This window comes from Georgenia sp. SYP-B2076 (genome assembly GCF_003991205.1).
In the GTDB taxonomy this organism is placed as follows: domain Bacteria; phylum Actinomycetota; class Actinomycetes; order Actinomycetales; family Actinomycetaceae; genus Georgenia.
In genome coordinates this window covers 36928-61599 of sequence record NZ_RXOZ01000031.1, presented here as the reverse complement: position 1 = coordinate 61599, position 24672 = coordinate 36928, and the positions used below count along the sequence as shown (strand labels likewise).

General features: G+C 69.0%; 20 protein-coding genes. 19 read left to right on the top strand and 1 reads right to left on the bottom strand.

From position 1 onward, the window contains the following. The first annotated feature begins 25 nt into the window (after positions 1–25). The 15 genes from EJK16_RS11560 (at position 26) to EJK16_RS11490 (ending at position 16807) form a co-directional block, all read left to right on the top strand. Complete coding sequence (locus EJK16_RS11560; protein WP_127129454.1) at positions 26–2020, top strand: DUF6541 family protein; 1995 nt, start codon at positions 26–28, stop codon at positions 2018–2020. Positions 2021–2154: 134 nt separating this feature from the next. Beyond that, complete coding sequence (locus EJK16_RS11555) at positions 2155–3123, top strand: NAD(P)-dependent oxidoreductase (RefSeq protein ID WP_255411492.1); 969 nt, start codon at positions 2155–2157, stop codon at positions 3121–3123. Positions 3124–3157: 34 nt separating this feature from the next. Then, positions 3158–4432 carry a Xaa-Pro peptidase family protein gene (locus tag EJK16_RS11550; protein WP_127129450.1) on the top strand — a complete coding sequence of 425 codons (1275 nt, stop codon included), beginning with the start codon at positions 3158–3160 and terminating at the stop codon, positions 4430–4432. Between the two features lie 61 nt (positions 4433–4493). Next, on the top strand, positions 4494–5966 hold the full coding sequence (locus EJK16_RS11545) for an NAD-dependent succinate-semialdehyde dehydrogenase (RefSeq protein WP_127129448.1): 1473 nt from the start codon (positions 4494–4496) through the stop codon (positions 5964–5966). A gap of 10 nt (positions 5967–5976) precedes the next feature. Further along, positions 5977–7644, top strand: a complete 1668-nt coding sequence (locus EJK16_RS11540; RefSeq protein ID WP_164737311.1) for an amidohydrolase — start codon at positions 5977–5979, stop codon at positions 7642–7644. A gap of 143 nt (positions 7645–7787) precedes the next feature. Then, positions 7788–8246 carry a RidA family protein gene (locus EJK16_RS11535; protein WP_127129444.1) on the top strand — a complete coding sequence of 153 codons (459 nt, stop codon included), beginning with the start codon at positions 7788–7790 and terminating at the stop codon, positions 8244–8246. A gap of 276 nt (positions 8247–8522) precedes the next feature. Continuing rightward, positions 8523–9359, top strand: coding sequence for a branched-chain amino acid ABC transporter permease (locus EJK16_RS11530; RefSeq protein ID WP_164737310.1), 837 nt, complete (start codon positions 8523–8525; stop codon positions 9357–9359). 56 nt (positions 9360–9415) lie between these two features. Further along, complete coding sequence (locus EJK16_RS11525; protein WP_164737309.1) at positions 9416–10387, top strand: branched-chain amino acid ABC transporter permease; 972 nt, start codon at positions 9416–9418, stop codon at positions 10385–10387. After that, positions 10384–11652, top strand: coding sequence for an ABC transporter substrate-binding protein (locus tag EJK16_RS11520; RefSeq protein WP_127129439.1), 1269 nt, complete (start codon positions 10384–10386; stop codon positions 11650–11652). Before EJK16_RS11525 ends, EJK16_RS11520 begins: the two co-directional genes overlap by 4 nt. Further along, the gene (locus EJK16_RS11515; protein WP_127129853.1) at positions 11652–12452 is read left to right on the top strand and encodes an ABC transporter ATP-binding protein; all 801 of its coding nucleotides are present in this window, start codon (positions 11652–11654) and stop codon (positions 12450–12452) included. Before EJK16_RS11520 ends, EJK16_RS11515 begins: the two co-directional genes overlap by 1 nt. Beyond that, positions 12452–13159 carry an ABC transporter ATP-binding protein gene (locus EJK16_RS11510; RefSeq protein WP_127129437.1) on the top strand — a complete coding sequence of 236 codons (708 nt, stop codon included), beginning with the start codon at positions 12452–12454 and terminating at the stop codon, positions 13157–13159. Before EJK16_RS11515 ends, EJK16_RS11510 begins: the two co-directional genes overlap by 1 nt. A 251-nt stretch (positions 13160–13410) precedes the next feature. Continuing rightward, complete coding sequence (locus EJK16_RS11505) at positions 13411–14310, top strand: hypothetical protein (RefSeq protein ID WP_164737307.1); 900 nt, start codon at positions 13411–13413, stop codon at positions 14308–14310. A gap of 6 nt (positions 14311–14316) precedes the next feature. Then, the gene (locus tag EJK16_RS11500; RefSeq protein WP_127129433.1) at positions 14317–14841 is read left to right on the top strand and encodes a DoxX family protein; all 525 of its coding nucleotides are present in this window, start codon (positions 14317–14319) and stop codon (positions 14839–14841) included. A 111-nt stretch (positions 14842–14952) separates the two neighbouring features. Beyond that, positions 14953–15789: a fumarylacetoacetate hydrolase family protein gene (locus tag EJK16_RS11495; RefSeq protein ID WP_127129431.1), complete on the top strand. Its 837-nt coding sequence runs from the start codon at positions 14953–14955 to the stop codon at positions 15787–15789. A 241-nt stretch (positions 15790–16030) separates the two neighbouring features. Next, positions 16031–16807 carry a sulfite exporter TauE/SafE family protein gene (locus EJK16_RS11490; RefSeq protein ID WP_370276023.1) on the top strand — a complete coding sequence of 259 codons (777 nt, stop codon included), beginning with the start codon at positions 16031–16033 and terminating at the stop codon, positions 16805–16807. A 75-nt stretch (positions 16808–16882) separates the two neighbouring features. Here EJK16_RS11490 and EJK16_RS11485 read toward each other — a convergent pair whose 3' ends face one another. Then, a complete protein-coding gene (locus EJK16_RS11485; RefSeq protein ID WP_127129427.1) occupies positions 16883–17590 on the bottom strand; it encodes a FadR/GntR family transcriptional regulator in 708 nt (235 codons plus the stop codon). Positions 17591–17806: 216 nt separating this feature from the next. Here EJK16_RS11485 and EJK16_RS11480 point away from each other — a divergent pair, with 216 nt between their 5' ends. The 4 genes from EJK16_RS11480 to EJK16_RS11465 all read left to right on the top strand — a co-directional run bounded on the left by EJK16_RS11480 (position 17807) and on the right by EJK16_RS11465 (position 24649). Continuing rightward, positions 17807–19537 (top strand): amidohydrolase, encoded by a 1731-nt coding sequence (locus EJK16_RS11480; protein WP_127129425.1) that lies wholly within the window; start codon positions 17807–17809, stop codon positions 19535–19537. A gap of 318 nt (positions 19538–19855) precedes the next feature. Beyond that, complete coding sequence (locus tag EJK16_RS11475) at positions 19856–20827, top strand: ABC transporter substrate-binding protein (protein WP_127129423.1); 972 nt, start codon at positions 19856–19858, stop codon at positions 20825–20827. A gap of 204 nt (positions 20828–21031) precedes the next feature. Next, positions 21032–22531 carry a CoA-acylating methylmalonate-semialdehyde dehydrogenase gene (locus EJK16_RS11470; RefSeq protein ID WP_127129421.1) on the top strand — a complete coding sequence of 500 codons (1500 nt, stop codon included), beginning with the start codon at positions 21032–21034 and terminating at the stop codon, positions 22529–22531. A 399-nt stretch (positions 22532–22930) separates the two neighbouring features. Further along, entirely contained in the window at positions 22931–24649 is a 1719-nt protein-coding gene (locus EJK16_RS11465; RefSeq protein ID WP_240645979.1) for a gamma-glutamyltransferase family protein, read from the top strand. The last annotated feature ends 23 nt before the right edge of the window (positions 24650–24672 follow it).

Here is a 24672-nt window from a genome sequence, read left to right as displayed (position 1 = left end):
CCTCCCGGCTCGCGGGGCCCGGCCGGTGAGCTGGTGGGCGGCGGCGCCGGGTGCCATGGCGCTCGCGGCGCTGTGGGTGCTGCCCGGCTGGGCGGTGCTGCGCACCCTGGGGGTCCGCGGGATCGTCGGCCTGGGCGCCGGGCCGGCCGCGACCGCGGGGCTGGTCGGGGCGCTCGGCGTGCTGTACGGGTCGGTCGGGGTCCCGTGGACCCTCGCCAGCCTGCTCGCCGGTGCCGCGGTCGCGATCCTGGCGGCCGTCGGCGTCGGCGCGCTGCTCGGGGTGGGTGCCGGCCGGCGCACACCGCTGAGGCCGGGGCTGGCGGTGCCCGCGCCCCTGGGCCGGCGCGGCCGGTGGGCCCTGGGCCTCTCGCTCGCCGTCGCCGCGGTACTGCTGGCCGGGCCGATGCTGGCCGGCATGGGCGCCCCGGACCGGCCCGAGCAGGCGTGGGACGCCCTCTTCCACCTCAACGGCGTCGCCGTGGTCCGGGAGACCGGCAACGCCTCATCGTTCGGCGCGCTGGCCCCGCTGTACGGCGGCGGCACCAGCCCGTACTACCCGGTCGTCTGGCACGCCGTCGCCGCCGTCGCGCCCGGCCTCGGTGACGTCGCCGCGGCCGCGAACATCCAGAACCTCGTGATCTCCGCCGTGGTGTGGCCGCTCGGGCTCGCCGCGCTCACGCGGGTGGCGGCGCCCGGGCTGGCCGCCGCCCTCGTGGCGCCCGTGCTGGCCGCCTCCTTCGTCGCCTTCCCGGCGGTGGTGCTGACCGTGCTGGCCCCGTGGCCCTTCGGCCTCTCGGTGGCCGTGCTCCCCGGCGCCCTCGGGGTCCTGCTCGTCGCGCTGCGGAGCAGGTGGCTGTGGCGGACCAAGCTTGCGGCGGTCCTGGCGCTGGCGGTCGCCGCGGGCGGGGTGGTGCTGTCCCACGGCAGCGGCGTGTTCTCGCTGCTGGTGCTGGCCGGCCCGGTGGTGGTCGTCGTCCTGGTGCGGCAGGCGCGGCAGTGGTGGGTCGTCGGGCGCCCCCGGGTGGTCGCCGTCAGCGTCATCGGCGTGATCGCGCTCATCGTGGCGGTCGTCACGATCGCGCTCCGCCTGCCCTCGCTGCAGACGACCCTCAACTACGAGCGTTCCGGCGCGTCGACCTACTGGCCGGCGCTCGGCAGGATCATCCTCGACGCGCCGATGGTCTTCGACTACGGCCCCCAGGGGGCCGGGAACCTCGTGGTCACCGCCCTCACGCTCCTCGGGGCCGGCGTGTGCCTGCGTCGGCGACACGGGCGCTGGCTCGTGCTGGCCTGGCTGAGCACCGTCCTCCTGGTGCTCCTGGCGGCCGGCCCGCCTCAGAACCCGGTGCGCGGGCTCACGGGCTTCTGGTACACCCAGGCCGCCCGGATCGCCCCCCTCGCTGTGATCCCCGCCGTCGTGCTCGGGGCGATCGGGCTGACGGCGCTCGCGGGCGCGCTGGCGCGGCGGCTCCCCGCCCGATCGCGATCACCCAGGGCCGGAGCCGGCCTCGCCCTGCCGGTGGTGCTCCTCGCGGTGGTGGCGGTGGCCACGTCGGGGATGCGGTGGGACCTCAAGGAACGCATCACGGCGTCCGTGTACGAGCCCGGCCAGATCGCCTGGGGCACGATGCTCTCCGGCCCGGAGCTCGAACTGATGGACCGGATCGGCGCCGAGCTGCCCCCCGACGCCCTTGTCCTGGGTGACCCGTTCAACGGCTCGGCGTACCTGCCGGCGCTCGCCGGGGTGGACGTGGTCTACCCGCAGCTCGCCTCCGTCCGCGGCGCGGACGCGAAGTTCCTGGAGCACTCCTTCAACGCGTTGCACACCGACCCGCGTGTGTGCGAGGCGGTGCGCCGCCTCGGCGTCACCCACGTCTACAACGACACCGCGCTCGGCACCGACGGCGTCAAGACGAACCGGCGCACGAACGGCCTGCGCTTCCTTGACACGTCCGCCGGGTTCGAGCGGGTCGACTCCGGCGGGACGGCCACCGTGTGGCGCCTGACGGCGTGCGGCTGAGAGGCCAGCCAAAGCCGGCCTGTTGGAACCCGCACGCGCGCATACCCGAGATCCGGAGACGGATGTGAGTGCCTGAGGAAGATCCCACCGCAAAGCATTGCATCCGCTGCCAGGCTTTGGCATGATGGCGATCGTTGTCATTTAGGCAAACGATTGCAAAGGAGCAATTCATGTCGGAGCAGACAGGCCGGCCCCGGATCGGTTGGATCGGCGCCGGGCGCATGGGGGCGTCCATGGCGGCGCGGCTGCTGAGCGCGGGCTACGACGTCGCCGTGTACAACCGCACGCGTGCGAAGGCGGAGGTGCTGGAGCCGCTCGGTGCGACGGTGGTGGACAGCCCCGCGGAGCTGGCGGACCGCGACGTCGTCTACACGATGGTCTCGACCGCGAAGGATCTGGAGCACGTGCTGTTCGGCGAGGGCGGCCTGCTCACCGGCGAGACCGTTCCACCGATCGTGGTGGACTCGACGACGGCGGACGTGATCGACGGCGAGCGGGTCCGTGAGGCCGTCGGCGCGAAGGGCGTGAAGCTTCTGGCGGCGCCGGTCTCGGGCAACGCGAAGGTGATCGACGCGGGCAAGCTGACCATGGTGACGTCCGGGCCGCGGGAGGTTCACGACGCGGTGGTGGAGCAGCTCGAGGCCATCGCCCGCGCCGTGACGTACGTGGGGGAGGGGGAGCGGGCGCGGCTGGTGAAGATCTGCCACAACCTCTTCCTGGGCGTGGTGACGCAGTCGATGGCGGAGATCACCGTGCTGGCCGAGAAGGGCGGCATCTCCCGCAACGACTTCCTGGCCTTCCTCAACGACTCGGTGATGGGCTCGACCTTCACCCGGTACAAGACACCGGCGTTCGTGAACCTCGACCTGACGCCAACCTTCACGCCCGTGCTCCTGCGCAAGGACTTCGACCTGGGCCTGGCCGCGGGGCGGCGCCTGGAGGTCCCCATGCCGGTGGCGGGCCTGGTCCATCAGCTGGTCAGCGGCGCGGTCGGCGAGGGCCACACGACCGAGGACTTCGCGGTGCTGCTGGAGCTGCAGGCGCGCGCGTCCGGACTGGAGCTCGTCCCGGAGGACGTCGAGGTCGGCGAGGGCCTGCAGTGACGAGGCGTCGATCGGACGCGAAGGAGGAATCGACATGGTGGAGATGACACTGACCACGACGACGGCTCGCGGGACGAGCCTGACGCCGTCGCCGGGGCGCATGGCGGTGGACTTCGAGGAGCGGGTCAACTTCGACCGGCTCCGGGACTACCGGCTGGCTCGTGCACGGGCCGCGCTCGAGGCGTCGGACCTCGGTGCGCTGCTGGTCTTCGACGTGAACAACATCCGGTACATGACCTCGACGATGATCGGGGAGTGGGCCCGGGACAAGGTGGCCCGGTACGCGCTGCTGATGCGGGGGCAGGAGCCCATCGTGTGGGACTTCGGCTCGGCCGCGAAGCACCATGAGATCTACGCGCCCTGGCTGCGTCCGGGGAACTCGCGGGCGGGGATGCTCGGGCTGCGCGGCGCGGTGCACCCGGACGCCGGGCTGATCAGGTCGGCGGTGGCGGAGATCCAGGACGAGCTACGCCGTGCGGGGGTGGCGGGGATGCCCCTCGGGGTGGACATCTCCGAGCTGCCGATGGTCCTCGAGCTGCAACGCGTCGGGCTCGACGTGCGGGACGGGCAGCAGGTCATGCTCGACGCCCGGGAGATCAAGTCGGCGGACGAGGTGGCGCTGCTGACGACCGCGGCGGCCATGGTCGACGGGGTGTACCAGACCCTCACCGAGGCGCTCAAGCCCGGGATCCGGGAGAACGAGCTGGTGGCCATCGCCAACAAGCAGCTCTACGACATGGGGTCGGACGACGTCGAGGCGATCAACGCGGTCTCGGGCGAACGGTGCAACCCGCACCCGCACAACTTCTCCGACCGCCTCATCCGGCCGGGTGACCAGGCGTTCTTCGACATCATCCAGTCCTACATGGGGTACCGGACCTGCTACTACCGCACGTTCGTGGTGGGACGGGCGACGCAGTCACAGCGGGACGCGTACACCAAGGCGCGGGAGTGGATCGACGCGTCGATCGCGATGATCAGGCCGGGCGTGACCACCGACCAGGTGGCCCGGGTGTGGCCCAAGGCCGAGGAGTTCGGCTTCGACTCGGAGATGGCGGCGTTCGGGCTGCAGTTCGGGCACGGCCTCGGGCTCGGGCTCCACGAGCGGCCGATCATCTCGCGCCTCGTCTCGCTGGAGAACCCCATCGAGATCAAGGAGGGCATGGTCTTCGCCCTGGAGACGTACTGCCCGGCCTCGGACGGGTTCTCTGCCGCGCGCATCGAGGAGGAGATCGTGGTCACCAAGGACGGGCCGAAGGTGATCACCCTGTTCCCCGCGGACGAGCTCTTCGTCACCAACCCGTACTAGCCCGCACGCCGCCATTGGTGCCGCCAGGCGCCACCGGCGGCACCTGTCAGCGAGGAGAACCATGACGGTACAGAGCACCTCCCTCGACGTCGTCGACGGCCTGTCGGTCCCCAGCGACCTGCTTATCGGCGGGGACTGGACCGCGGCAGGGGACGGCGGCCGCTTCGAAGTCATCGACCCGGCGACCGCACAACCGATCGGGTCGGTGGCGAACGGCACCGTCGAGGACGGCCTGCGGTGCGTCGACGCCGCCGACGCCGCCGCCGCGGGCTGGGCGACCACGGCCCCGAGGCAACGGTCCCGGGTGCTCACGCGCGCCTTCGAGCTGATGAGCGAGCGCGAGGAGCTGCTCGCCGAGCTCATCGTGCGCGAGAACGGGAAGTCCTTCCCCGACGCGCTCGGCGAGGTCCGCTACGCGGCGGAGTTCTTCCGCTGGTACGCCGAGGAGGCCGTGCGCATCACCGGCGAGATCCGCACCGCGCCGGCCGGCACGAACCGGATCATGGTGGTGCGCCAACCGATCGGCATCGCGCTGCTCATCACGCCGTGGAACTTCCCCGCCGCGATGGCCACCCGCAAGATCGGGCCGGCGCTGGCCGCCGGCTGCACGGTGATCCTCAAGCCCGCCTCCGAGACGCCGCTGACCGCCCTGGCCGTCGGCGCGATCCTGGCCGAGGCCGGCGTGCCCGCCGGGGTCGTCAACATCCTGCCCTCGCGCCGCTCCGGCGAGGTGGCCCGCGCGGTGCTCCGGGACTCCCGTGTGCGCAAGCTGTCTTTCACCGGTTCGACCGAGGTGGGGCGCGCCCTGCTGCACGAGGCGGCCGACCAGGTCATCTCCTGCTCGATGGAGCTCGGGGGCAACGCCCCGTTCATCGTCCTGGACGACGCCGATCTCGACGTGGCCGTCGAGGGCGCCATGGTCGCCAAGATGCGCAACGGCGGCGAGGCCTGCACGGCGGCCAACCGGCTGTATGTGCACCGCTCGATCGCCGCGGAGTTCGCCGAGCGGCTGGCCGCCGCCATGGCGGGGCTGTCCGTGGGGCCCGGGTCCGACCGGGGCACCGACGTCGGCCCCCTGGTCAACCAGGCGGCGGTGGACAAGGTCACGGAGCTCGTGGCCGATGCGCGCGACCGAGGGGCCGCCGTGGCCACGGGCGGCTACGCCCTCGACCAACCGGGCTACTTCTACGCCCCGACCGTGCTCACCGGCGTCACGCCCGGGTCGCAGATCCTGGCCGAGGAGATCTTCGGCCCCGTCGCACCGGTCGTCGTCTTCGACACCGACGAGGAGGCCGTCACCCTGGCCAACGCCACCGAGTACGGCCTCGTCGCCTACGTCTTCTCGCGCGACCTGGCCCGGGGGCTGCGGGTCAGCGAGGCCCTCGAGTCCGGGATGGTCGGCCTCAACCGCGGCGTGGTCTCCGACCCGGCCGCGCCCTTCGGGGGCGTCAAGCAGTCCGGGCTCGGCCGCGAGGGCGGGCACGAGGGGCTCCTGGAGTACACCGAGTCCAAGTACATCGCCACCAACTGGTGAGGAGAGCATCGTGCAGCAAGCTGAGATCGTGTTCCGCAACGGACGGATCTGGACGGGATGTGAGGATCTGGCCGGTGTCCCTCAGGAGGCCAGCGCGCTGGCGGTGCGGGGCGGCAAGATCGCTGCGGTCGGTACGGACGAGGAGGTCCGTGCCTTCGCAGGCGCCGCCGACGTCGTGGACCTCGGGGGACGGCGCGTGGTGCCCGGCCTCATCGACTCCCACATGCACGCGGTGCGCGCCGGAGTGAGCTGGAACCGCTCGCTGCACTGGGAGGACCTGCGCAGCCTGACCCAGGGGCTGCAGCAGATCGAGGAACGGGCGGCGGCCACACCGCCGGGCACCTGGATCTCGGTGGTCGGTGGGTGGCACTCACGGCAGCTGGCCGAGGGGCGCGGCCCCACCCGCGCCGAGCTCGACGAGGTGGCGCCGGATCACCCGGTCTACGTCCAGGAGCTGTATGACCGGGGCACGCTCAACAGCGCCGCGCTGCGGGCGTGCGGCTGGGACGACACCTCGGCCGAGCCCGACCGCGGCACCCTCGGCCGGGACGTCGAGGGCCGGCTGACCGGCGAGATCTTCGGTGTGGGCGCATTTGGCCGCCCCATCGCTCAGGCCCTGGCCACCACGCCGGAGGACGCCCGGGCGGGCACGCGCCAGATGTTCCGTGACTTCGCGGCCCACGGGCTGACGGGGGTCGACGACGGCGGCGGCCTGCTCATCACCCCCGGCGACTACCGGCCGCTCTACGACCTGTGGCGCGGTGCGAACCTGGACATGCGCGTGCGCCTGTTCATGTCCGCGTGGACGCGCGGCGACGAGGTGGGCGACATCGCCGCGCTGACCCAGGTCGCCCGGCCCGACTTCGGCGACGAGCTCCTCAGGGTCGCCGGCGTGGGCGAGATCCCTCATCTGGGCTGCCACGACATGGAGGGGCTGGATCCTTTCGCCCTGACCGACGAGGCCTACGAGGGCCTCGTCGAGGTGGTGCGGACGTGCGTGCACGCCGGTTGGCGGATGTCGGTCCACGCGGTGCTGGACAGCACGCTCACCCGGATCATCGATGCCTGGGAACAGGTGGAGGCCGAGACCGGGCTCGTGCGCGGCAGGCGCTTCTCGATCGTCCACGCGGACCAGGCGAGCGAGGCCAACCTCGACCGGCTGTCCCGGCTGGAGGCCGGGGTCATGGTGCAGAACCGCATGATGCTCAAGGCCACCGACTACCGGCAGGAGTGGGGCGAGGAGTCCCTCGCGGGGACGCCACCGATCGGCCGGATGCGTGAGCGCGGCATCCCCGTCGGTGGTGGCTCGGACGCCACGCGCGCCAACTGGTACGCCCCATGGGCGTCGATCTGGTGGCTGGTGACCGGCGAGTCCGTCGACGGCGTACCGCCCCGCGGTGCCGAGCACCGCCTGACCGTGGCCGAGGCCCTCGCCAGCTACACGCGCGATGCGGCCTGGTTCACCGAGGAGGAGGGGCACCGCGGGCGGCTGGCCCCCGGGTACGACGCGGACCTGTGCGTCCCCACCGCGGACCCCTTCGAGTGTGAGGCCCCAGACCTGCGGAACATCCGCAGCGACCTGACCGTGCTCGGCGGGCGGGTCACCCACGCGTCCGGAGCGTTCGCCGACCTGGCTCCCGCCTCGACGGACGCCCTGGCACGCGCGTCGGCACGGTAGCCATCGGGGTGGTGAGCCGGCGGCGCCGTCTGAAGGGTCTCGGTTTGGACACGACACAGATCAATCTATTGAACCTACGCGACTAGCCCCGAGGGGCTGCTAGCGTGCCAACGCAAGGGTTTGTCCAATGGAGGGCGAAGCACATGACCATCTCCGAGCAGGAAGCTGGTAGGCGGAAGCTCGACGTCGTGCACCACGAAGGCTACGACTCGACGATCTTCAGTCCTTACGTCCCGGCGATCCGTATCGCGGCCGGCGTCCCGGTGTTCATCTCCGGCGTGACCGCCGCGCCGCCGTATCATGACCACCCGCACAAGCCCGAGACCTTCGACAGCATTGCACTGGACATGGAAAGCCAGGTCGAGCTGCTCTTCGAGCATCTGGACCAGGCGCTCCGAGCGTCCGGGTGCGGCCGAGAGCACGTCGTGTCGCTCAGCCGCTTCTTCACGAACGTCCGCGAGGACCAGGACATCGTCAACCGTTACCAGGGGCAGTGGTTCGGTGGCCACGTGCCCACCTCGACGTCCGTCGAGGTGGTCTCGCTGGCGACAGACCCGCGTCTGCGTCTGGAGATCGCCGCGGTCGCCGTGGCTCCGAGCTGACCCTGCCGGCGGCCGCCGGCGTCCGGTCCCGCGTGGCCGGTGCGGCAGGGCCCGGACGGTGTCCTTTCAGGGCTGCCTCTCCGGGGCCGGAACGCATGGCGAAGTCCCAGGAACTGTCGATCTGCCCGATATAGCCCGATCGGTTGTGACCCGTTCGGATCGATATCCGTCATGGATGCTTGACGACACCCGCAATCGATTGCTTAGATCTCCGGAATGAGCGATGGCGCTCGTTCCCCACATTGGGAGGTAGGCGATTTGTTCGTCCTACAGCAAATGCTCAACGGCCTCAGCTTCGGGGCGCTGCTGTTTCTCGTCTCGAGCGGGTTCACGCTGGTGTTCGGCCTCATGAGGATCGTCAACCTTGCGCACGGCGCCTTCTACCTGCTCGGCGGCTATGTCGGGGTCGTGACGATGAGGGCCACGGGCAACCTGCTCCTGGCCATCGTCGTCGGCGCCGTCGCCGTCGCCGTCCTCGGCCTGGGCGTCGAGCGAATCCTGCTCCGCAGGATCCGCGGCCAGGAGCTGCCTGAGGTGCTGCTGACAGTGGGGGTGAGCTTCGTGGTCGCCGACATGTCTCTGGCGATCTTCGGTGGCGACCCCCACATATTGCCCCTCCCAGGAGCGATCGCCGGGAGTGTTCAGCTGGGCGGTTCCAGCTACCCGGTGTACCGACTTCTGATCATCGTGGTGACGCTGATCGTTGGTATCGGCCTCTACCTCATGCAGCGCTTCACCAGAACCGGGGCGATCGTCCGCGCAGGCGTGGATGACCGGGAGATGGTGGCCGCGATGGGCATCAACATCCAGCGGGTGTTCACCGGGATGTTCGTGTTCGGCACCGGGCTGGCTGCGCTGGCCGGCGTCATCGGCAGCGGCTTGGTGAGCCTGCGTCCGGGGGTCGAGAACGAGATCCTGCTCTACGCGCTGGTGGTGGTGATCATCGGCGGCCTGGGCAGCATCAAGGGCGCGGCAGTCGGTGCGGTGCTCATCGGCCTGATCGACGCCTTCTCGAAGGCCTGGATACCCGACCTTTCCTATTTCACGATCTTCGCGCCGATGGCGCTGGTGCTGGTCCTGCGACCCACCGGCTTGTTCGGGAGGACGGCATGAGAACACGGCGCACATGGAAGATCGCGGCGATACTCCTCGGCCTGGCGCTGGGGGTCATGGTGCCCTACACGGTGACGAGCTTCTACACGTCCCTCGCCTCCCTGATCCTCATCTCGGCGATCCTCGCGGCGAGCGTCAACCTGCTGGCGGGCCACGGTGGTCTGCTGTCGATTGGCCACGCCGGCATTGCCGCGGCATCAAGCTATGGGTACGCCTGGGCGATTCACGCCGGATGGTCGGTGCTCGGGGCCATCGGCATGGCTGCGGTGCTCACCCTCGGCGTCTCCCTGGTCTTCGGGCTGATGGCGATGCGCACCAGCGGGATCTTCTTCATCATGGTGACGCTGGCACTGGGAATGGTGGTCTTCGGCCTGACCTTCCGGTTGGCAAGCATCACCGGCGGCGAGAACGGGCTCAGCGGGATCCGCCGTCCCGGCTTCATCTCCGAGTACTGGCAGTTCTACTTCCTCTGCCTGGCGGCCTTCGTGGCGTGCACGGTTGCGCTGTGGGTCGTGGCCCGATCCCCCTACGGCACTTCGTTACGCGGCATCCGGGACAGCGAGAGCCGCATGCTGAGCCTCGGCTACCAGATCAGCCGCTACAAGCTCGGCGGGATGATGATCTCCGGCTCGGTCGCCGGCATCGCCGGGCTGCTCGCCGTCTGGCACAGCCAGTTCATCAGCCCTACCTCCGCCGGGTTCGGCCGCTCAGCCCTGATCGTGGTGATCGTGATCCTCGGCGGCGTCGGCACGACGTTCGGCCCTCTGGTGGGTGCGGCCGTGGTCATGTGGATCGAGAACGTCCTGAGCAGCTCGGTCGAACGATGGCCCACCCTCCTCGGCCTGGCCTTCATCCTCGTAATTGTCTTCGCACCCCAAGGCATCGTCGGCGGAGCGCGTGAATTGGTCTTCCGTCGACGTGCGCGGCGATCCGTCTCGCCACCGGAGCTCGAGTCGGTCGACCCCGCCTCGCCGGCCGCAGCTGTGACACCCCCTCCTCACCCTCAAAAGATTGGACACGACCGATGAGCAGCTTGAGACGACGACGTGGCCTGCTGGTCGCAAGCCTCGCGACCACCGCTCTGGTCCTGGCGGCAGCCTGCGCCCCGGGCGAGGGCGAGCAAGACGCCATCGCCTCCGACGGTGAGGTCAGCGTCGGCTTCATCGCCCCGCTGACCGGTGTCGTCGCCGTCGCGGGCAAGGAGATGCAGGAGGGCTGGGACCTCTACTGGAAGTTGAACGGCAACAAGGTCGGCGACCTGACGGTCAAGACGATCGTGGAGGACGACGCCGGCAACCCCGACACCTCCCTGACCAAGGCCAAGCGCCTGGTCGAGCAGGAGAACGTCGACCTCATCGTCGGCCCGCTGCTGGCGAACACGGCCCTCGCCGTGTCGGCCTACACGGCCGAGGTGGGCGTGCCGAACCTGCACCCCATCAGTGCGGCTGACGACATCACCCAACGGCTGCGGAACGACCTGACACTCCGGTCAAGTGCCATGACCGGGTCGCAGATGAACTTCCCGGCCGGGGACTGGGCCTACAAGCAGGGGCACCGCACCGCTGTGACGCTGTGCCCTGACTACGCGTTCGGATGGGAGAGCTGCGGCGGATTCTCCCGGGTGTTCACGGAGTCCGGCGGAGAGGTCGTCGAGCGGATCTGGTACCCGCTCGGCACGCAGGACTTCAGCACCTATATCACGCAGATCCAGAACGCCGGCGCCGACATCGCCTTCATCGGCGCCGCTGGTGGGGCGGATGGTCCGAACATCTTCAAGACCTTCAACTCGTTCGGGCTCAAGGGCAAGCAGGCCGTGCTGACCAACTGCTGCGTTGTGGACCAGTCGACCCTGCGCACGATGGGCGCCGAGGTGGAGGGCGTGAACTCCGTCAGCTACTTCACCGAGGGAGCCGACAACCCAGCCGTGAAGGAGTTCACCGACGCCTACGAGAAGGCCTACGGCCGGCTGCCGTCCCTCAACGACGCAGGGGGCTGGGGGACCGCGGCCGTGCTGGCCCGGGCGCTCGAGAACCTCGGCAGTGACTTCACCGGTGAGGAGCTCATCGCGGCAGCAAAGGGGCTCACCTTCGAGGACAGCATCTACGGCAAAATCTCGTACGACGAGTACAACAACATGACCGCGCCGGTCTCCATCCGTGAAGTCGTGCAGCGGGAAGACGGCACGTGGTGGAACGTGCCCATCGAGACCTACGACGAGGTCAGCCAGTTCTGGACCTGGGACCCCAAGAAGTACCTCGAGGGCCCCAACTACAGCAGGGACTTCCAGGGCTGATGAGCCAGGATCCGACAGTAGGTACGGTGGCCCCGGGTACGCCCGGGGCCACCGCCCCCACCCTCCAGCTCGACGAGGTCACGAAGCGGTACGGCGGGGTGACCGCCGTGGCCGGCGTCAGCTTCGACCTGGAGCCGGGGCAGCGCATGGCGGTGATCGGTCCCAACGGCGCGGGCAAGACGACGCTGTTCAAGATCATCGCCGGTGATGTGCGGCCCACCACCGGGAGCGTGCACATCTTCGGCGAGGACGTCACGACGGTTCCCGCCTTCCGTCGGGCCCGCACGGGCCTGGGCCGCACCTTCCAGGTCTCGAACCTGCTGGCAGAGCTCTCCGTGCTGGACAACGTCCGGGTCGCCGCCCAGGCAGGCACGCCCGCCAGCAGGCGCTTCTGGCGCCCCCAGCGCCCGGATGACGACGTCACCACCAGCTCGCTGGAGATCCTCGCGAAGGTCGGGCTCGAAGCCCGGGCATCGCACACCGTGGCAGACCTTTCCCACGGCGAACAGCGCCAGCTCGAGATTGCCATGGCCCTGGTGAGGCGCCCGACCCTCCTCCTGCTCGACGAGCCGGCCGCCGGCCTCTCGGCAGCGGAGCGTGTGGTGCTTCGCGAACTGCTGGAAGGGTTGCCGCGCGAGCTGTCGATGCTCCTGATCGAGCACGACATGTCCTTGGCCCTGGAGCTGACGGACCGTGTCCTGTGCATGGACAACGGCAGGCCCGTCATTCTCGGCACACCTCAGGAGATCAGGGCGGACCGGACCGTGCGCGAGATCTATCTCGGAAGGAGCGTGGCCTAATGCTGTCCATCGAAGATGTGCACGTCTCCTACGCGACCGCTGGCGTGCTCCGCGGGGTCGAGCTGCACGTGGGGGCCGGGGAGACGGTCTCCTTGCTGGGACGCAACGGGATGGGCAAGACCACGCTCGTCCGGGCGGTGTGCGGCCTCACGCCGCCGCTGCTCACCCAGGGCCGGGTCAAGCTCGACGGTGAGGACATCACGGGATGGTCCAGTCATCGCATCGCCCGTGCCGGCATGGGCCTGGTGCCTCAGGGACGGCGGGTGTTCGGCAGCCTCACCGTGGAAGAGAACCTCAAGGTGGTGGCGACCGCTAAGGACAAGGGGTGGACCGTGAAACGGGTCTACGACTTCTTCCCTCGGCTGGCCGACCGCTCGGCCTCCCTCGCCGGGGCCCTCTCCGGCGGGGAGCAGCAGATGCTGGCCATCGGCAGGGCGCTGATGACAAACCCCAGGATGCTGGTCATGGACGAGCCGTCGGAAGGTCTCGCACCCGCTGTTCTCGACACCATCCGCGACCGGCTGGCCGAGCTGAGCAGCACCGGGCTGTCGGTCCTGGTGGCGGAGCAGAACGTCGACCTGGCACTGGATCTTGGTTCTCGGGCCGCGATCCTCGGCGGTGACGGCACCATCGCCTGGGCCGGGACCACCGACGAGCTGCGGCAACGCCCGGAGGTGTTGGCTCAACATCTCGGCGTCGGTGTGTGAGCGGCCGGATCGACGCCGGCCAGCCCGCTGGTCCTGCTCGGTGATACTGCGCACGGGCGGTCGGCAGGATCGTCCGGCTCGGAAGGACGCGTCCGATCGTCGTCCGGGAGTGTTGACAATCACAAGGTTCAATGGGTTGAATAGGCCGCAGAGGGTGTCGAGGGTGGGTAGTCCTCGTTCGCCGGGTGAATGAGCGCAGCGATCTCAATGAGGAGAATGCGATGAGGCCATTAGTTCAGCGGTTGGGGTACATGGCAGTGACCGCGGTTGACCCCGAGCGACTCGCCGCGGACACCGCGAACAGCATCGGCGCACGGGTGGTGCGTCGGGACGGCGACACGATCTTCATGTCGTCGAACCGGAGACACGCCGAGTACATCATTCGCAAGGGCACTGACAACCTCCAGGCCGTCTGCGGGCTGGAGGCGGTGAGCGCGTCTGCGGTCGACGAGGTGCACGAGCGTTGCCGCGACGCGGGCCTGGCCGTGCTGAGCACCACCCCGTCCCTAGACGTCATCGAGAAGTCCGTGACCTTCGCGACATCGGAGGGCCACGTGTTCGAGGTGCACACGCCCATGCCCAACGACAGGGAGGCGCGATACGCCGGCCCCGGCCTTCGTCCCAAGGGGCTGGACCACGTCAACTTCACCGCAGCTGACCCGGAGAAGTGGGCGCGGGAGATGAACCTCTCCTGCGGTTTCCTGCTCACTGAGCGCACAACGGGATACGAGATCGCCTGGATGCGCGCGGCGGACGGGCGCCACCACACCGTTGCCGTCGTCAAGTCCGCTGCGGGCGGTCTGCACCACACCAGCTGGGAGTTCAACAGCTTCCAGGACTTCAAGGGCCTCGCCGACGCGTTGATCCCCGAGAGCCGACGACTCATCTGGGGCCCCGGGCGCCACGGGGCCGGTGACAACCTCTTCCTCTACTTCAAGAACTCTGCCGACTTTCTTCTCGAGTGCATCGCCGAGATGGAAATCATCCACGACGAGGATATGGAGCCTCGTGTGTGTGACCCGGGGGAGAATCTGTCGAACTGGAAGGTCGTCAACCAGTGGGGCCCGCTGCCGCCGATCGAGTGGGTCGAGCACCACACGCCCTTGGCGCCGCTCCCCTCTGCGGTCCCAAGCCCGGTCACCACGAACTGAGGCACCATGGACAGCACATCGGTTGATCTGGGACTGCTGGTTATCCGCATCGGGTTGGCCTTCATCCTGTTCGCTCACTCCACCCAAAAGCTTCTCGGCTGGTTCTCCGGTGCAGGTCTCGAGGCGTCCGCTGCGCTGTTCGAGAAGCTGGGCCAACGGCCCGGTCGGCGGATGGTCTACCTGGCCGCCATGTGCGAGATGGCCGCAGCGGTCAGCCTCTTGCTGGGATTCCTGGTCCCTCTCGGCGTTGCAATCGGCCTCGGGACGATGGTGGTGGCCGGCGGCTCCCTCATCACCGCCAGCGGCAAGTTCTGGAACGCGGCTGGTGGCGGGGAGTATCCCCACTTCATCGCCCTGGTGCTTGCGACGATCGCCTTCACGGGCCCAGGAGCCATAGCGCTCGACGCGCAGTACGAGCTGCCGTGGTCTGGCCGCCCGGTGCTGGCGGGGCTCGCGGCCGTCGTCGTCGGCCTTCTCGCCGCCCTCCCCCCGCTCGTCCGAACCCGTAGGGCGGTGGCCGGCGCGTCCTGAGGCCGAGCGGCACACGTGGTGCCGCGGCCGTAGCCCACTGACGCACAACACCGCAGCGAGCGGTCCCCGGGGCGTGACACTTCCCCGCACACAATGAGAACGGAGACTGGAATGCCCCTGATCGGCTACCAACAGAATGATGTCAGGTTCATCGGCGAGCTCGAGGAGGACCGCGTCTACCCGGTGGGGTCGGTCACCGACTTCTACTCGGGACGGGCAACGACGGCGGTTCGGGAGAACGGAGGTCTCGCACGCGCCGAGCTGACCGAGGTGCCCTTCGTCCCCGAGACGTCGCGCATCTTCTGCGTCGGGATCAACTACCACTCGCACGCGGACGAAGCCAGGGACGCGACCGGCTTCGACATCCCGAAGTTCCCCATGGTCTTCGGCCGGTGGCAGCAGAGCCTGGTGACGGACGGCACGCCGGTGCCGGTGCCGCCGCGCGAGGAGGGGCTGGACTGGGAAGTCGAGCTGGCCGTGGTCATCAAGGACACCGTGTGGTTGGCCGATAAGGAGACCGCGCTCGACCACGTCATGGGCTACTGCGTGTTCAACGACCTGAGCGCCCGGAACAAGCAGCTCGCCACCCCTCAGTTCACCTTGGGCAAGAACGCCGACCGGAGCGGGCCCATCGGCCCGGCGCTGTTCCGACCGAACGAGATTGGTGACGTCTACGACCTCGAGGTTCAGACCCGGGTCAACGGCGAGGTGATGCAGCGGGCCAACACCCGGGACCTCATCCACAAGATCGAGGACATCATCGTCTACATCACCGACACCGTGACCCTGCTGCCTGGAGACGTCATCGCCACCGGCACGCCCGGCGGGGTCGGCCTCGGGCAAACACCTCCCCGTTACCTCAAGCCCGGGGATGTCGTGGAGACCGAGATCTCCTCACTTGGGATGCTCCGCACCCCCATCGTCGCGCGCGAGGACCTCGACCGATAGGACGTCGAATGGTCGCCGCCGCGTCGGCGCGCCTCCGCCGCACGCCTCGTGTCTGTTGCCGGCGTCCGAATCCCATCGACGACGGCGTCGCATTCCGCCTCACGCAGGAGCGATCACGCGCGCCGGACGCAACCGTCACGATCGGGAAAGGTACGGTGGATCACAGGTGCGAAGTTCATCCAGGTCGACGCGGGAGCAGCGCTCGCGGCAAGGTCCAGGGCGCTCCCCTGGGGGCTCACCGGTGATGCGTCCGACGGCATGGTGGCGTCTCGCGATCATCGGGGTGGTCGCAGGGTTCTTCTCAGGGTTGTTCGGTGTGGGCGGAGGCGTGCTCATCGTGCCCCTGCTGATCATGCTGGCGCACTTCGATCAGCGACGAGCAAGCGGCACCTCTCTCACCGCGATCCTGCCGACGGCGATCGCGGGAGCGGCCGGATACGCGGTGCGGGGGGAGATCGACTTGATCGCGGCGATCTGCGTTGCCGGCGGTGCTGTCGGGGGTTCATTCGTCGGTGCGTGGCTGTTGCACCGCATCCCTCAGCGCGTCCTGCGGTGGATCTTCGTCGCCTTCCTCGTGCTGATGGCGGCTCGTATGGCGCTATCCGTACCGGATCGCGGTGCGGAGATCGAGCTCGGCATCGCCTCGGTGTTGGCGTTGGCCGGGCTGGGGCTCCTCACCGGAGTCCTGTCCGGACTGCTCGGTGTCGGCGGGGGAGTGATCGTCGTGCCGGTGCTCATCGTGCTCTTCGGCATGGGTGACCTTGTTGCGAAGGGCACCTCGCTCCTCATGATGATCCCGATCTCGGTCACCGGCACGGTCGCGAACGTACGACGTGGGAACAGCGATGTCCGTGCGGCAGTGATCCTGGGACTGCTCGCAGTGCCGGCCTCGCTCGCCGGCGTGGCCGTTGCCACGACGGTGCCCCCGCAGCTGGGCGCCATCCTCTTCGCGGTTCTGCTGCTGTTCACCGCGGTGCAGCTCGGTGCGCGCGCGCTACGCACCCGCGGGTGCCTCTGAAGCTTCCGCTCGCGCATGTCCCGGCCATCGCCCTGCGGGAAGAGCTCACGGGGGCGGAAGTGGCTGCAAGGCCTGTCAGGTGGCCAGCAAGTGGGCGATCACCTCGGCGTGGCCGCCCTCGTTGGCGTGCCCGACCGACGCAGCTGCGCAGGCGCGTGGGTCCTGCGACTCGATGGCGTCCACGAGCGCCTGATGGACGCGGATGCGTTCGATCTTCTGAGCGACGGTCTTCGCGCGTACCGAGTCGACGTTGTTCGCGATGAGCTCCAGTAGTCCCAGCGTCGTGGACTTGAGGATCTCGTTGCGTACGGATGCGTAGATGCCGCGGTGGAAGTCCCAGGTGGCATGGGCGAACGCCAGGTCCTCCCGAATCGTGCGGTGCATGCCGTCCATGGCCTGCGCGAGTCGCTCGAGGTCCGACTGGGTGCGGTGTTGACTGGCGTCCAGCACGGCCAGGGGCTCGAGGGCCTCACGGACGGCGATGGCGTCCGCAACGGTCGTGGCGTCGCCCCGGATCTTCACCATTGCTTGCCCGATACGCAGGAATGGATCCGGTTGTGCGCTGAACACCCCGCCGTTGGGGCCCGTCTTCATGGTCACGAGGCCATCGGCCTGGAGCACCTGGAGCGCTTCGTTCAGGGTTGCTGCCGCTACCCCGTACTGTTTCCGGAGTTCGCCCTTGGTGCCCAACCGCGTGTGTGGTTCGAGGCCCTCGATGCGGCGGGCGATGCGATCTGCCACCTCAGCGGCGAGGGAACGGGATACCACAAGCTCCAATGACATAGATTGATCATAGTCTGTTAGGCCTCAACGCGCCTGGTCCATCGGCAGTCACGTCGAGACCGGCGGGGGGGGGGTCGCGGCGATGGTGCTGCCCGGACCCTCCGAGACGCCGCAACGCGACGCCCCTCCGGACAATATGCGTCTAATAAATAGGTTTGAGGCTGGTAGCGTCGGCGAACGACGCCAAGACCTTCATCGCGAAGGCAGGGAGGAGTCATGTTGTCGGCTGACCGCGTGGACGACTTCCCCCGCACGTTCGTGGTGAAGAACGCGGCGCTCATCTCGATGGACGATGAGCTTCCGGAGCAGGTCCCAGGCGCGGCCGTGCTGGTTCGCGACGGGATCATCGACGGCGTGTTCGCCAGCTCCTCGGCCATGCCGTCCGACCTCTCGGACGTGCCCTCCATCGAGGCTGGCGGCCGCGCACTCCTGCCCGGACTCACCGATGGGCACGCGCACCTCGACCGGGAGACGCTGGGGGACGATCTACCCGGCTTCGCCGGGGCGAGGAGTCGCCGAGACGTGCTCGACGTCATCGCCGAGGCGGTGGCGCAGCGCCACCCCGGAGACTGGGTCGTCACGAGGCCTCTCGGCACGCCACCCCGCTACCCGGACGCTGATCGACCATTGAGCGGGGGGTGGCTGCCCGACCGGTACGACCTGGACTCCGTGAGCCGCGACAACCCTGTGTTCATCCGCCCCATCTGGGGGTTCTGGAACATGGCCGCCAAGAAGATCTCCTTCGCGAACTCCTTGGCGCTGGCCGCCGGAGGGATTACTGCCAGCACCGTCTCTCCGCACGAGGATCTGACGATCGTCAGGGACGAGCGGGGCGAGCCCACCGGCATGTTCGTCGAAACGGGTCAGCAGGCCATGGTGGAGCACACGTTGCTCCGAGCGGCCCCTGGGTTCAGCCGCCAGCAGCGCACGGCGGCGATCGGACGCGCGTTCGGGAGGTACGCGTCCTACGGCACGACGGCCTTCTTCGAGGGGCACGGCATCGCGGGTGAGGTGCTGGACGCCTACGCGGACGCCTACGGCACCCCTGCGCCGCTGCGTGCGCATCTGCAGCTGAGCCCGTTCTGGCCAGAGATCGCGGACCTCTCCACGACGCTCGAAGGATGGCGTGACCGGCTCGACCGTCACGCCGGTCCCTTCGCCAGGGTCGACGGGATCTTCGTCGAAGCGACCGACGACCCGCTCCGCTACGAGCTGGTGGCATCGGACCACCCGCGAACCGGATGGGCGGGATTCTCCGCCGGAGCGGTCGTGCCGGCTGCGCGACTCGAAGCGACCCTGCTTGCCTGTGCTCGCGCTGGAATACGGGTCTCGGGCATCGCGGCCAACCTGCTGGACGTCATGGCGCGGGTCCACCGAGCGAGCCCGATCGACGGGCTGCGGTGGACCCTCGGTCATCAGGCGACGCTGAGTGCGCAGCAGATCGACAACGCGGCCGAACTGGGCCTGTTCATGACGACGGTCACCGGGCACCACCTCCATCGCGGTGTGTACACACGCGCACTCGTCGGCACGACCCGCGAGAAGGACATCGTCCCCGTCCGGTCGCTCATGGCCGCCGGCGTGCCTGTGGTCCTGGGGTCGGACAATCGGCCGATCTCGCTGTGGGAGAGCGTGGAACACGTCGTGACCCGGGAGGACGACCTCGGCAACGTTGTCGCGCCGGAGCAGGCGCTCACCCGTCACGAGGCGCTCGGCCTGATCACGACCAACGGTGCGCGCCTGACCGGCGATACCGATACTCGCGGGGTCCTCCGGCGCGGCTACCAGGCGGACATGGCACTCCTCGACCGCAACCCGCTCGACTGTGACGCTCGAGAACTCCACGCCACGCGCTCGGTCGCGACGTTCGTGGCCGGCCGGCCGGTGAGTGCCGACAGCTCGGTGGTGCGCCGGCTCGGTCTGGCCCCCGGCCACCGCTGGTTCTGACCCGCCGCTCCGGCAACGGCCCTAGGTCGCCACCCGGGGTCGCGCACGAGCGTGATCAGCAGCAGCAGCAGCGGCTCGGCGTCCTGGGTGTGCGGGCCCGCCGTGGTCGACAGTCGCAACCTGGGCGCCAACCTGATGCTGACGCGGCGAGTTGAGAACGTTGAACCTATTGAACTGCGCAGGGCGGCGCGGTAGCGTCTGGGCGAGCCGGCATGGATTCCATCGCAACGAGGCATGGATCGCGAGCCGGGCGCTCAGCACCGAATCTTTGACGCCCTCGCAACATGACCGTCTACTCGGAAACTGAGAGGTCAAGACATGAGCCATACGAACATGCGCCTGGGCGTGCTCGCCCTGGCCGCCGCTCTCGTTCTCGGCGCTTGCGGAGATGGGAATGCAAGCGGCGAGGAGGCGGGCGGGGAGGACGGCGAAGTCCGGACAGTCACCGTGGGCATGGCGCCGATCGCCACCGCGGGCGCAATCCGCGCCGGCATGGAGCAGGGCTTCTTTGAGAAGCATGGGATTGAGCTGAAGTTTGAGACCGGCACCGGCGGTGCCGCTCTGCTGCCGAGCGTGGTCGCCGGACACATCCAGTTCGCGACAGCCACTCCGGTTTCGCTGCTTCAGGCGCGGGACCAGGGACTAGAAGTCCGGGCCATCGCTGGTTGGACCTCCGCCCTGGAAGAAGGATCGAACGTCAACGTGGTCAGGGCGCTGGATCCCGGCATCACGACTGCCGCAGACCTGCAAGGCAAACGGGTCGCCGTCAACACCTTGAACGGGATGGGTGATCTGACGATACGCGAAGCGGTCCGTTCGAACGGGGGCGATCCAGACGCCGTGGAGTTCGTGGAGCTGCCCTTCCCGGAGATGCAGGCCGCCCTCGAGCAACGGAACATCGACGCCGCGTGGGTGCCCGAACCCTTTGGCACGCTCCTGGAGGACGCCGGAGCGCATGTCGTCACGTATCCGTCCGATGAGTCGGTGCCGGGTCACCCGTCACAGCTGTTCTTCACGTCGACCGAGTTGGCGGAGTCCGATCCGGATCTGGTCGAGGCGATGGCAGCTGCGATCAGGGAATCTGCAGCGTTCGCGAATGAGAGTCCGGAGGCGGTGCGCGAGGGTGCCGCGGAGGTGGTCGACATCGATCCGGGCATTCTGAAGAGAATCGTGCTGGAGCAGTTCAACCCCGAGATGCCGCTGGAACGCCTGACGGCCCTCGGTGAACTGATGTACAGCGACAAGATGATCAAGAACCCGCCCGACATTGAAGGTCTCATCGGGAGGTGAGTCCGTTGCGCGCCATGGATTGGGATGCTCCCCTCGCTCCTGGTCTAGCCCGCCGGCAGTTGGGGTGCCGACGAGGACGTTAATGACACGATTGAATAGGTTGAAGCGCAGGGTGTGGTGCGGTACGGTCCGAACCACGAGGCATGGACTGCAACGTGTGGCGGACCCGCCGCCGCCTGCAATGACGCAGCTGGAGGAGCACGGATGGTTTATGAGCTGACGCACTTCATTGGTGGCGAGCATGTGGCCGGGGGGTCCGGCAACTTCCAGGACGTCTACGACCCCAGTGCCGGACGGGTGCAGGGCCGCGTACCGCTCGCGTCCGCCGACGAGACCCGTCACGCGATCACCGTTGCCGAGGAAGCGTGGGGCGCCTGGGCGGAGACGAACGCGCAGGTCCGCGCTCGGGTGCTCATGCGCTTTGTCGACCTCGTCCACAAGGACATGGACAATCTCGCCCAGACCCTCTCCGCTGAGCACGGCAAGACGCTCGCCGACGCGCGGGGCGACGTCATGCGCGGCCTTGACGTGGTGGAGGTCGCAATCGGCGCCCCGCACCTGCTCAAGGGGGAGTACAGCACCCAGGTGGGCCGGGGCGTAGACACCTACTCGATGCGCCAGCCGCTCGGCGTCGTGGCCGGCATCACGCCGTTCAACTTCCCGGCGATGATTCCCCTGTGGAAGGCCGGCGTGGCTCTGGCTGCCGGGAACTCCTTCATCCTCAAGCCGAGCGAGCGCGACCCCTCGGTCCCGCTGCGGCTGGCCGAGCTCTTCCTCGAGGCGGGGCTGCCCCCGGGGGTCTTCAACGTCGTCAACGGCGGCAAAGAGGTCGTCGACGTGCTCATCGAGGACCCGCGGGTCAAGGCGATCGGCTTCGTAGGCTCCACCCCGATCGCGCAGAGCATCTACGCGGGCGCGGCGGCCCACGGCAAGCGCGCGCAGTGTTTCGGCGGCGCCAAGAACCACCTCATCATCATGCCCGACGCCGATCTCGACATGGCCGCCGACGCCCTCATCGGTGCCGCGTTCGGCTCCGCCGGCGAACGCTGCATGGCGATCTCGGTGGCCGTCCCCGTGGGTGCGGCGACCGCCGATGCGCTCGTGGGCAAGCTCAACGAGCGGATTGCGAACCTGCGGCTCGGTCACAGCTTCGACGAGGAGGCCGACTTCGGTCCCCTCGTGAGCAGGGAGGCGAAGGAGCGTGTGGAGACGCTCATCGGCGTCGGCGTCGAAGAAGGTGCGGACCTGCTTGTCGACGGCCGTGGAGTCAGTGTCACCGGCTACGAGGGCGGCTACTTCGTCGGTGCCACCCTGTTCGACAACGTCAAGCCGCACATGCGGATCTACAAGGAGGAGATCTTCGGCCCCGTCCTGAGCGTCGTGCGGGTCGGGGACTACGACGAAGCACTCCGGGTCCTGGACGAGAGCCCCTTCGGTAACGGCGTCTCGATCTTCACCCGCGACGGCGACTCCGCACGTGACTTCGCCGCCCGGGTGGATGTCGGCATGGTTGGCATCAACGTGCCCATACCCGTTCCGATCGCCTACTACACCTTTGGTGGCTGGAAGGCCTCCGGCTTCGGTGACCTCAACCAGCACGGCGCCGACGGCTTCCGGTTCTACACCAAGACCAAGACGGTCACCTCCCGCTGGCCCTCGGGCATCCGCGCGGGCGCCAGCTTCGTCATGCCGACCGGCACCTGAGGCGCAAGGTAGGCAGAGGCGCTCCAGGCGGTGCCCATCCCTCCTCTCGACCGCAGGGGCGAGGAGGGAGCCGCCTGGGGCGCCTCGGTCGGCTGCGCTTTCCGCTGCGGCACCCAAGCCACGACTCAGTCCGTTGAACCCGTTGAATCCATGGAACTGCTCCGGTAGCGTCTCGGAACGGGGCACGATTGACATGCCAGGCCCGACGGCGAGGCGATGACGCCTGTGTCGCGGCCCGGGGCGAGACATTGGTGCTCAAGACAGGAGCCGAATCAGGATGAAGCAGCGTCCGGCATCCACACGTGACGGAACGGAAGCGAGATGACCCCACCACGTCCTGAACTCTCAGGCACGTTCGGCATGGTCGCCTCAACCCACTGGCTGGCGTCCGGTGCAGGCATGTCGATTCTCGAGCGCGGCGGAAACGCTTTCGACGCCGCCGCTGCGACGGCGTTCGCGCTCCAGGTGGTCGAGCCTCACCTGAACGGGATGGGCGGTGAGCTGACGGGGCTGCTCTGGTCCGGCGACCACCAACGCGCCGAGGTGCTGTGCGGTCAGGGCCCGGCCCCCGCAGGGGCCTCGATCGAGCGCTTCAGCTCCCTGGGGCTGGACGCGGTACCGGGGACGGGGCTGCTGGCGGCGTGTGTCCCGGGTGCGTTCGGTGCGTGGACCGAGCTCGTCGAGCGCTACGGGCGAATGGAGATCGGGGACGTTCTCGAGCCGGCCATCGCGTTCGCGCGGGACGGGTTCCCGGTCAGCGTCAAGCTGCACCGGAGTATCGCCAGGGTGGCGGACATGTTCCGCGAGCACTGGCCCACGTCCGCCAGCCTGTGGCTGACGAACGACGGCGTCCCCCCTACCGGTTCGATCCTCCGCAACCCGCAGCTCGCGGAGACGTACTCGCGCCTGGTGCAGGCCGGTGAGGGAGGACGCACCCGGGAGGCCCGCATCCGGCAGACCCACGATGCCTTCTACCGTGGCTTCGTCGCCGAGGCCATCGACGCGTTCGGGCGAACGGCCGAGGTCATGGACAGCTCGGGACGTCCCCACGGCGGGCTGCTCACCGCGGACGACCTCGCCCAGTTCGCGCCCGGATTCGAGGCGCCCATCAGCCTCGACTACGCGGGCGTGACGGTCCACAAGGCGTCGACGTGGACCCAGGGCCTCGTCTTCCTCCAGCAGCTCGCGCAGCTCGCCCACACCGACGTCGCCGAGGTGGGACGCGGCTCGGGACGCTTCGCCCACCTCGTCGTCGAGTCGGCGAAGCTGGCGCTGGCGGACCGCGAGGCGTGGTACGGCGACCCCGCGTTCGTCGAGGTCCCGATCGAGGGCCTCCTGGATCCGCGGTACGTGGCCGAACGCGCACGCCTGATCGGCGATGAGGCATCCCTCGAGCTGCGCCCCGGAGCGCCCGGGGGGCGCCGCCCCCAGCTGGCGCCGGACCTCCGCGTCACGCCGGGGGCGTTCGGGACCGGGGAGCCCACCATGGGGGAGAGCGGCCAGCGCGAGCCCGCCCTCGCGCTACCTCCACACGGGGACACGGTCCATCTCGACGTCGCGGATCGCTGGGGCAACGTCGTCGCCGTGACCACGAGCGGGGGCTGGCTGCAGAGTTCGCCAGCGATCCCCGGCCTGGGATTCTGCCTCGGCACCCGGGCGCAGATGTTCTGGCTCACGGAGGGTCTGCCGAACTCCCTCGCGCCCGGCAAGCGGCCGCGTACGACGCTGACGCCCACCCTGGCGACGCGTGAAGGCAAGCCGTGGCTCGCCTTCGGGACAGCGGGGGGCGACTCGCAGGATCAGTGGTCGCTCGTGCTGCTGCTCACCGCGCTGCACTACGAGGACGACCTCCAGCTGGCCATCGACGCACCGACCTTCTACACGACCCACGCCCCGAGTTCCTTCTACCCGCGCAAGCGCGAGCCCGGCCGGGTGTACATCGAGGGACATGCGGACGCGGAGGCCGTGGCGTTCCTGCGGAAGCACGGGCATGACGTCGTCGTCGACGAGCCGTGGTCACAGGGCTGGCTGAGCGCGGTCGGGCAGGGGCCGTCCGCGGGATGGCTTCGCGGGGCGGCGTGCGCTCGGGAGCGGCAGGGATATGTCGTCGGCCGGTGAGGCGGCACACCCCGCGGTGCGCG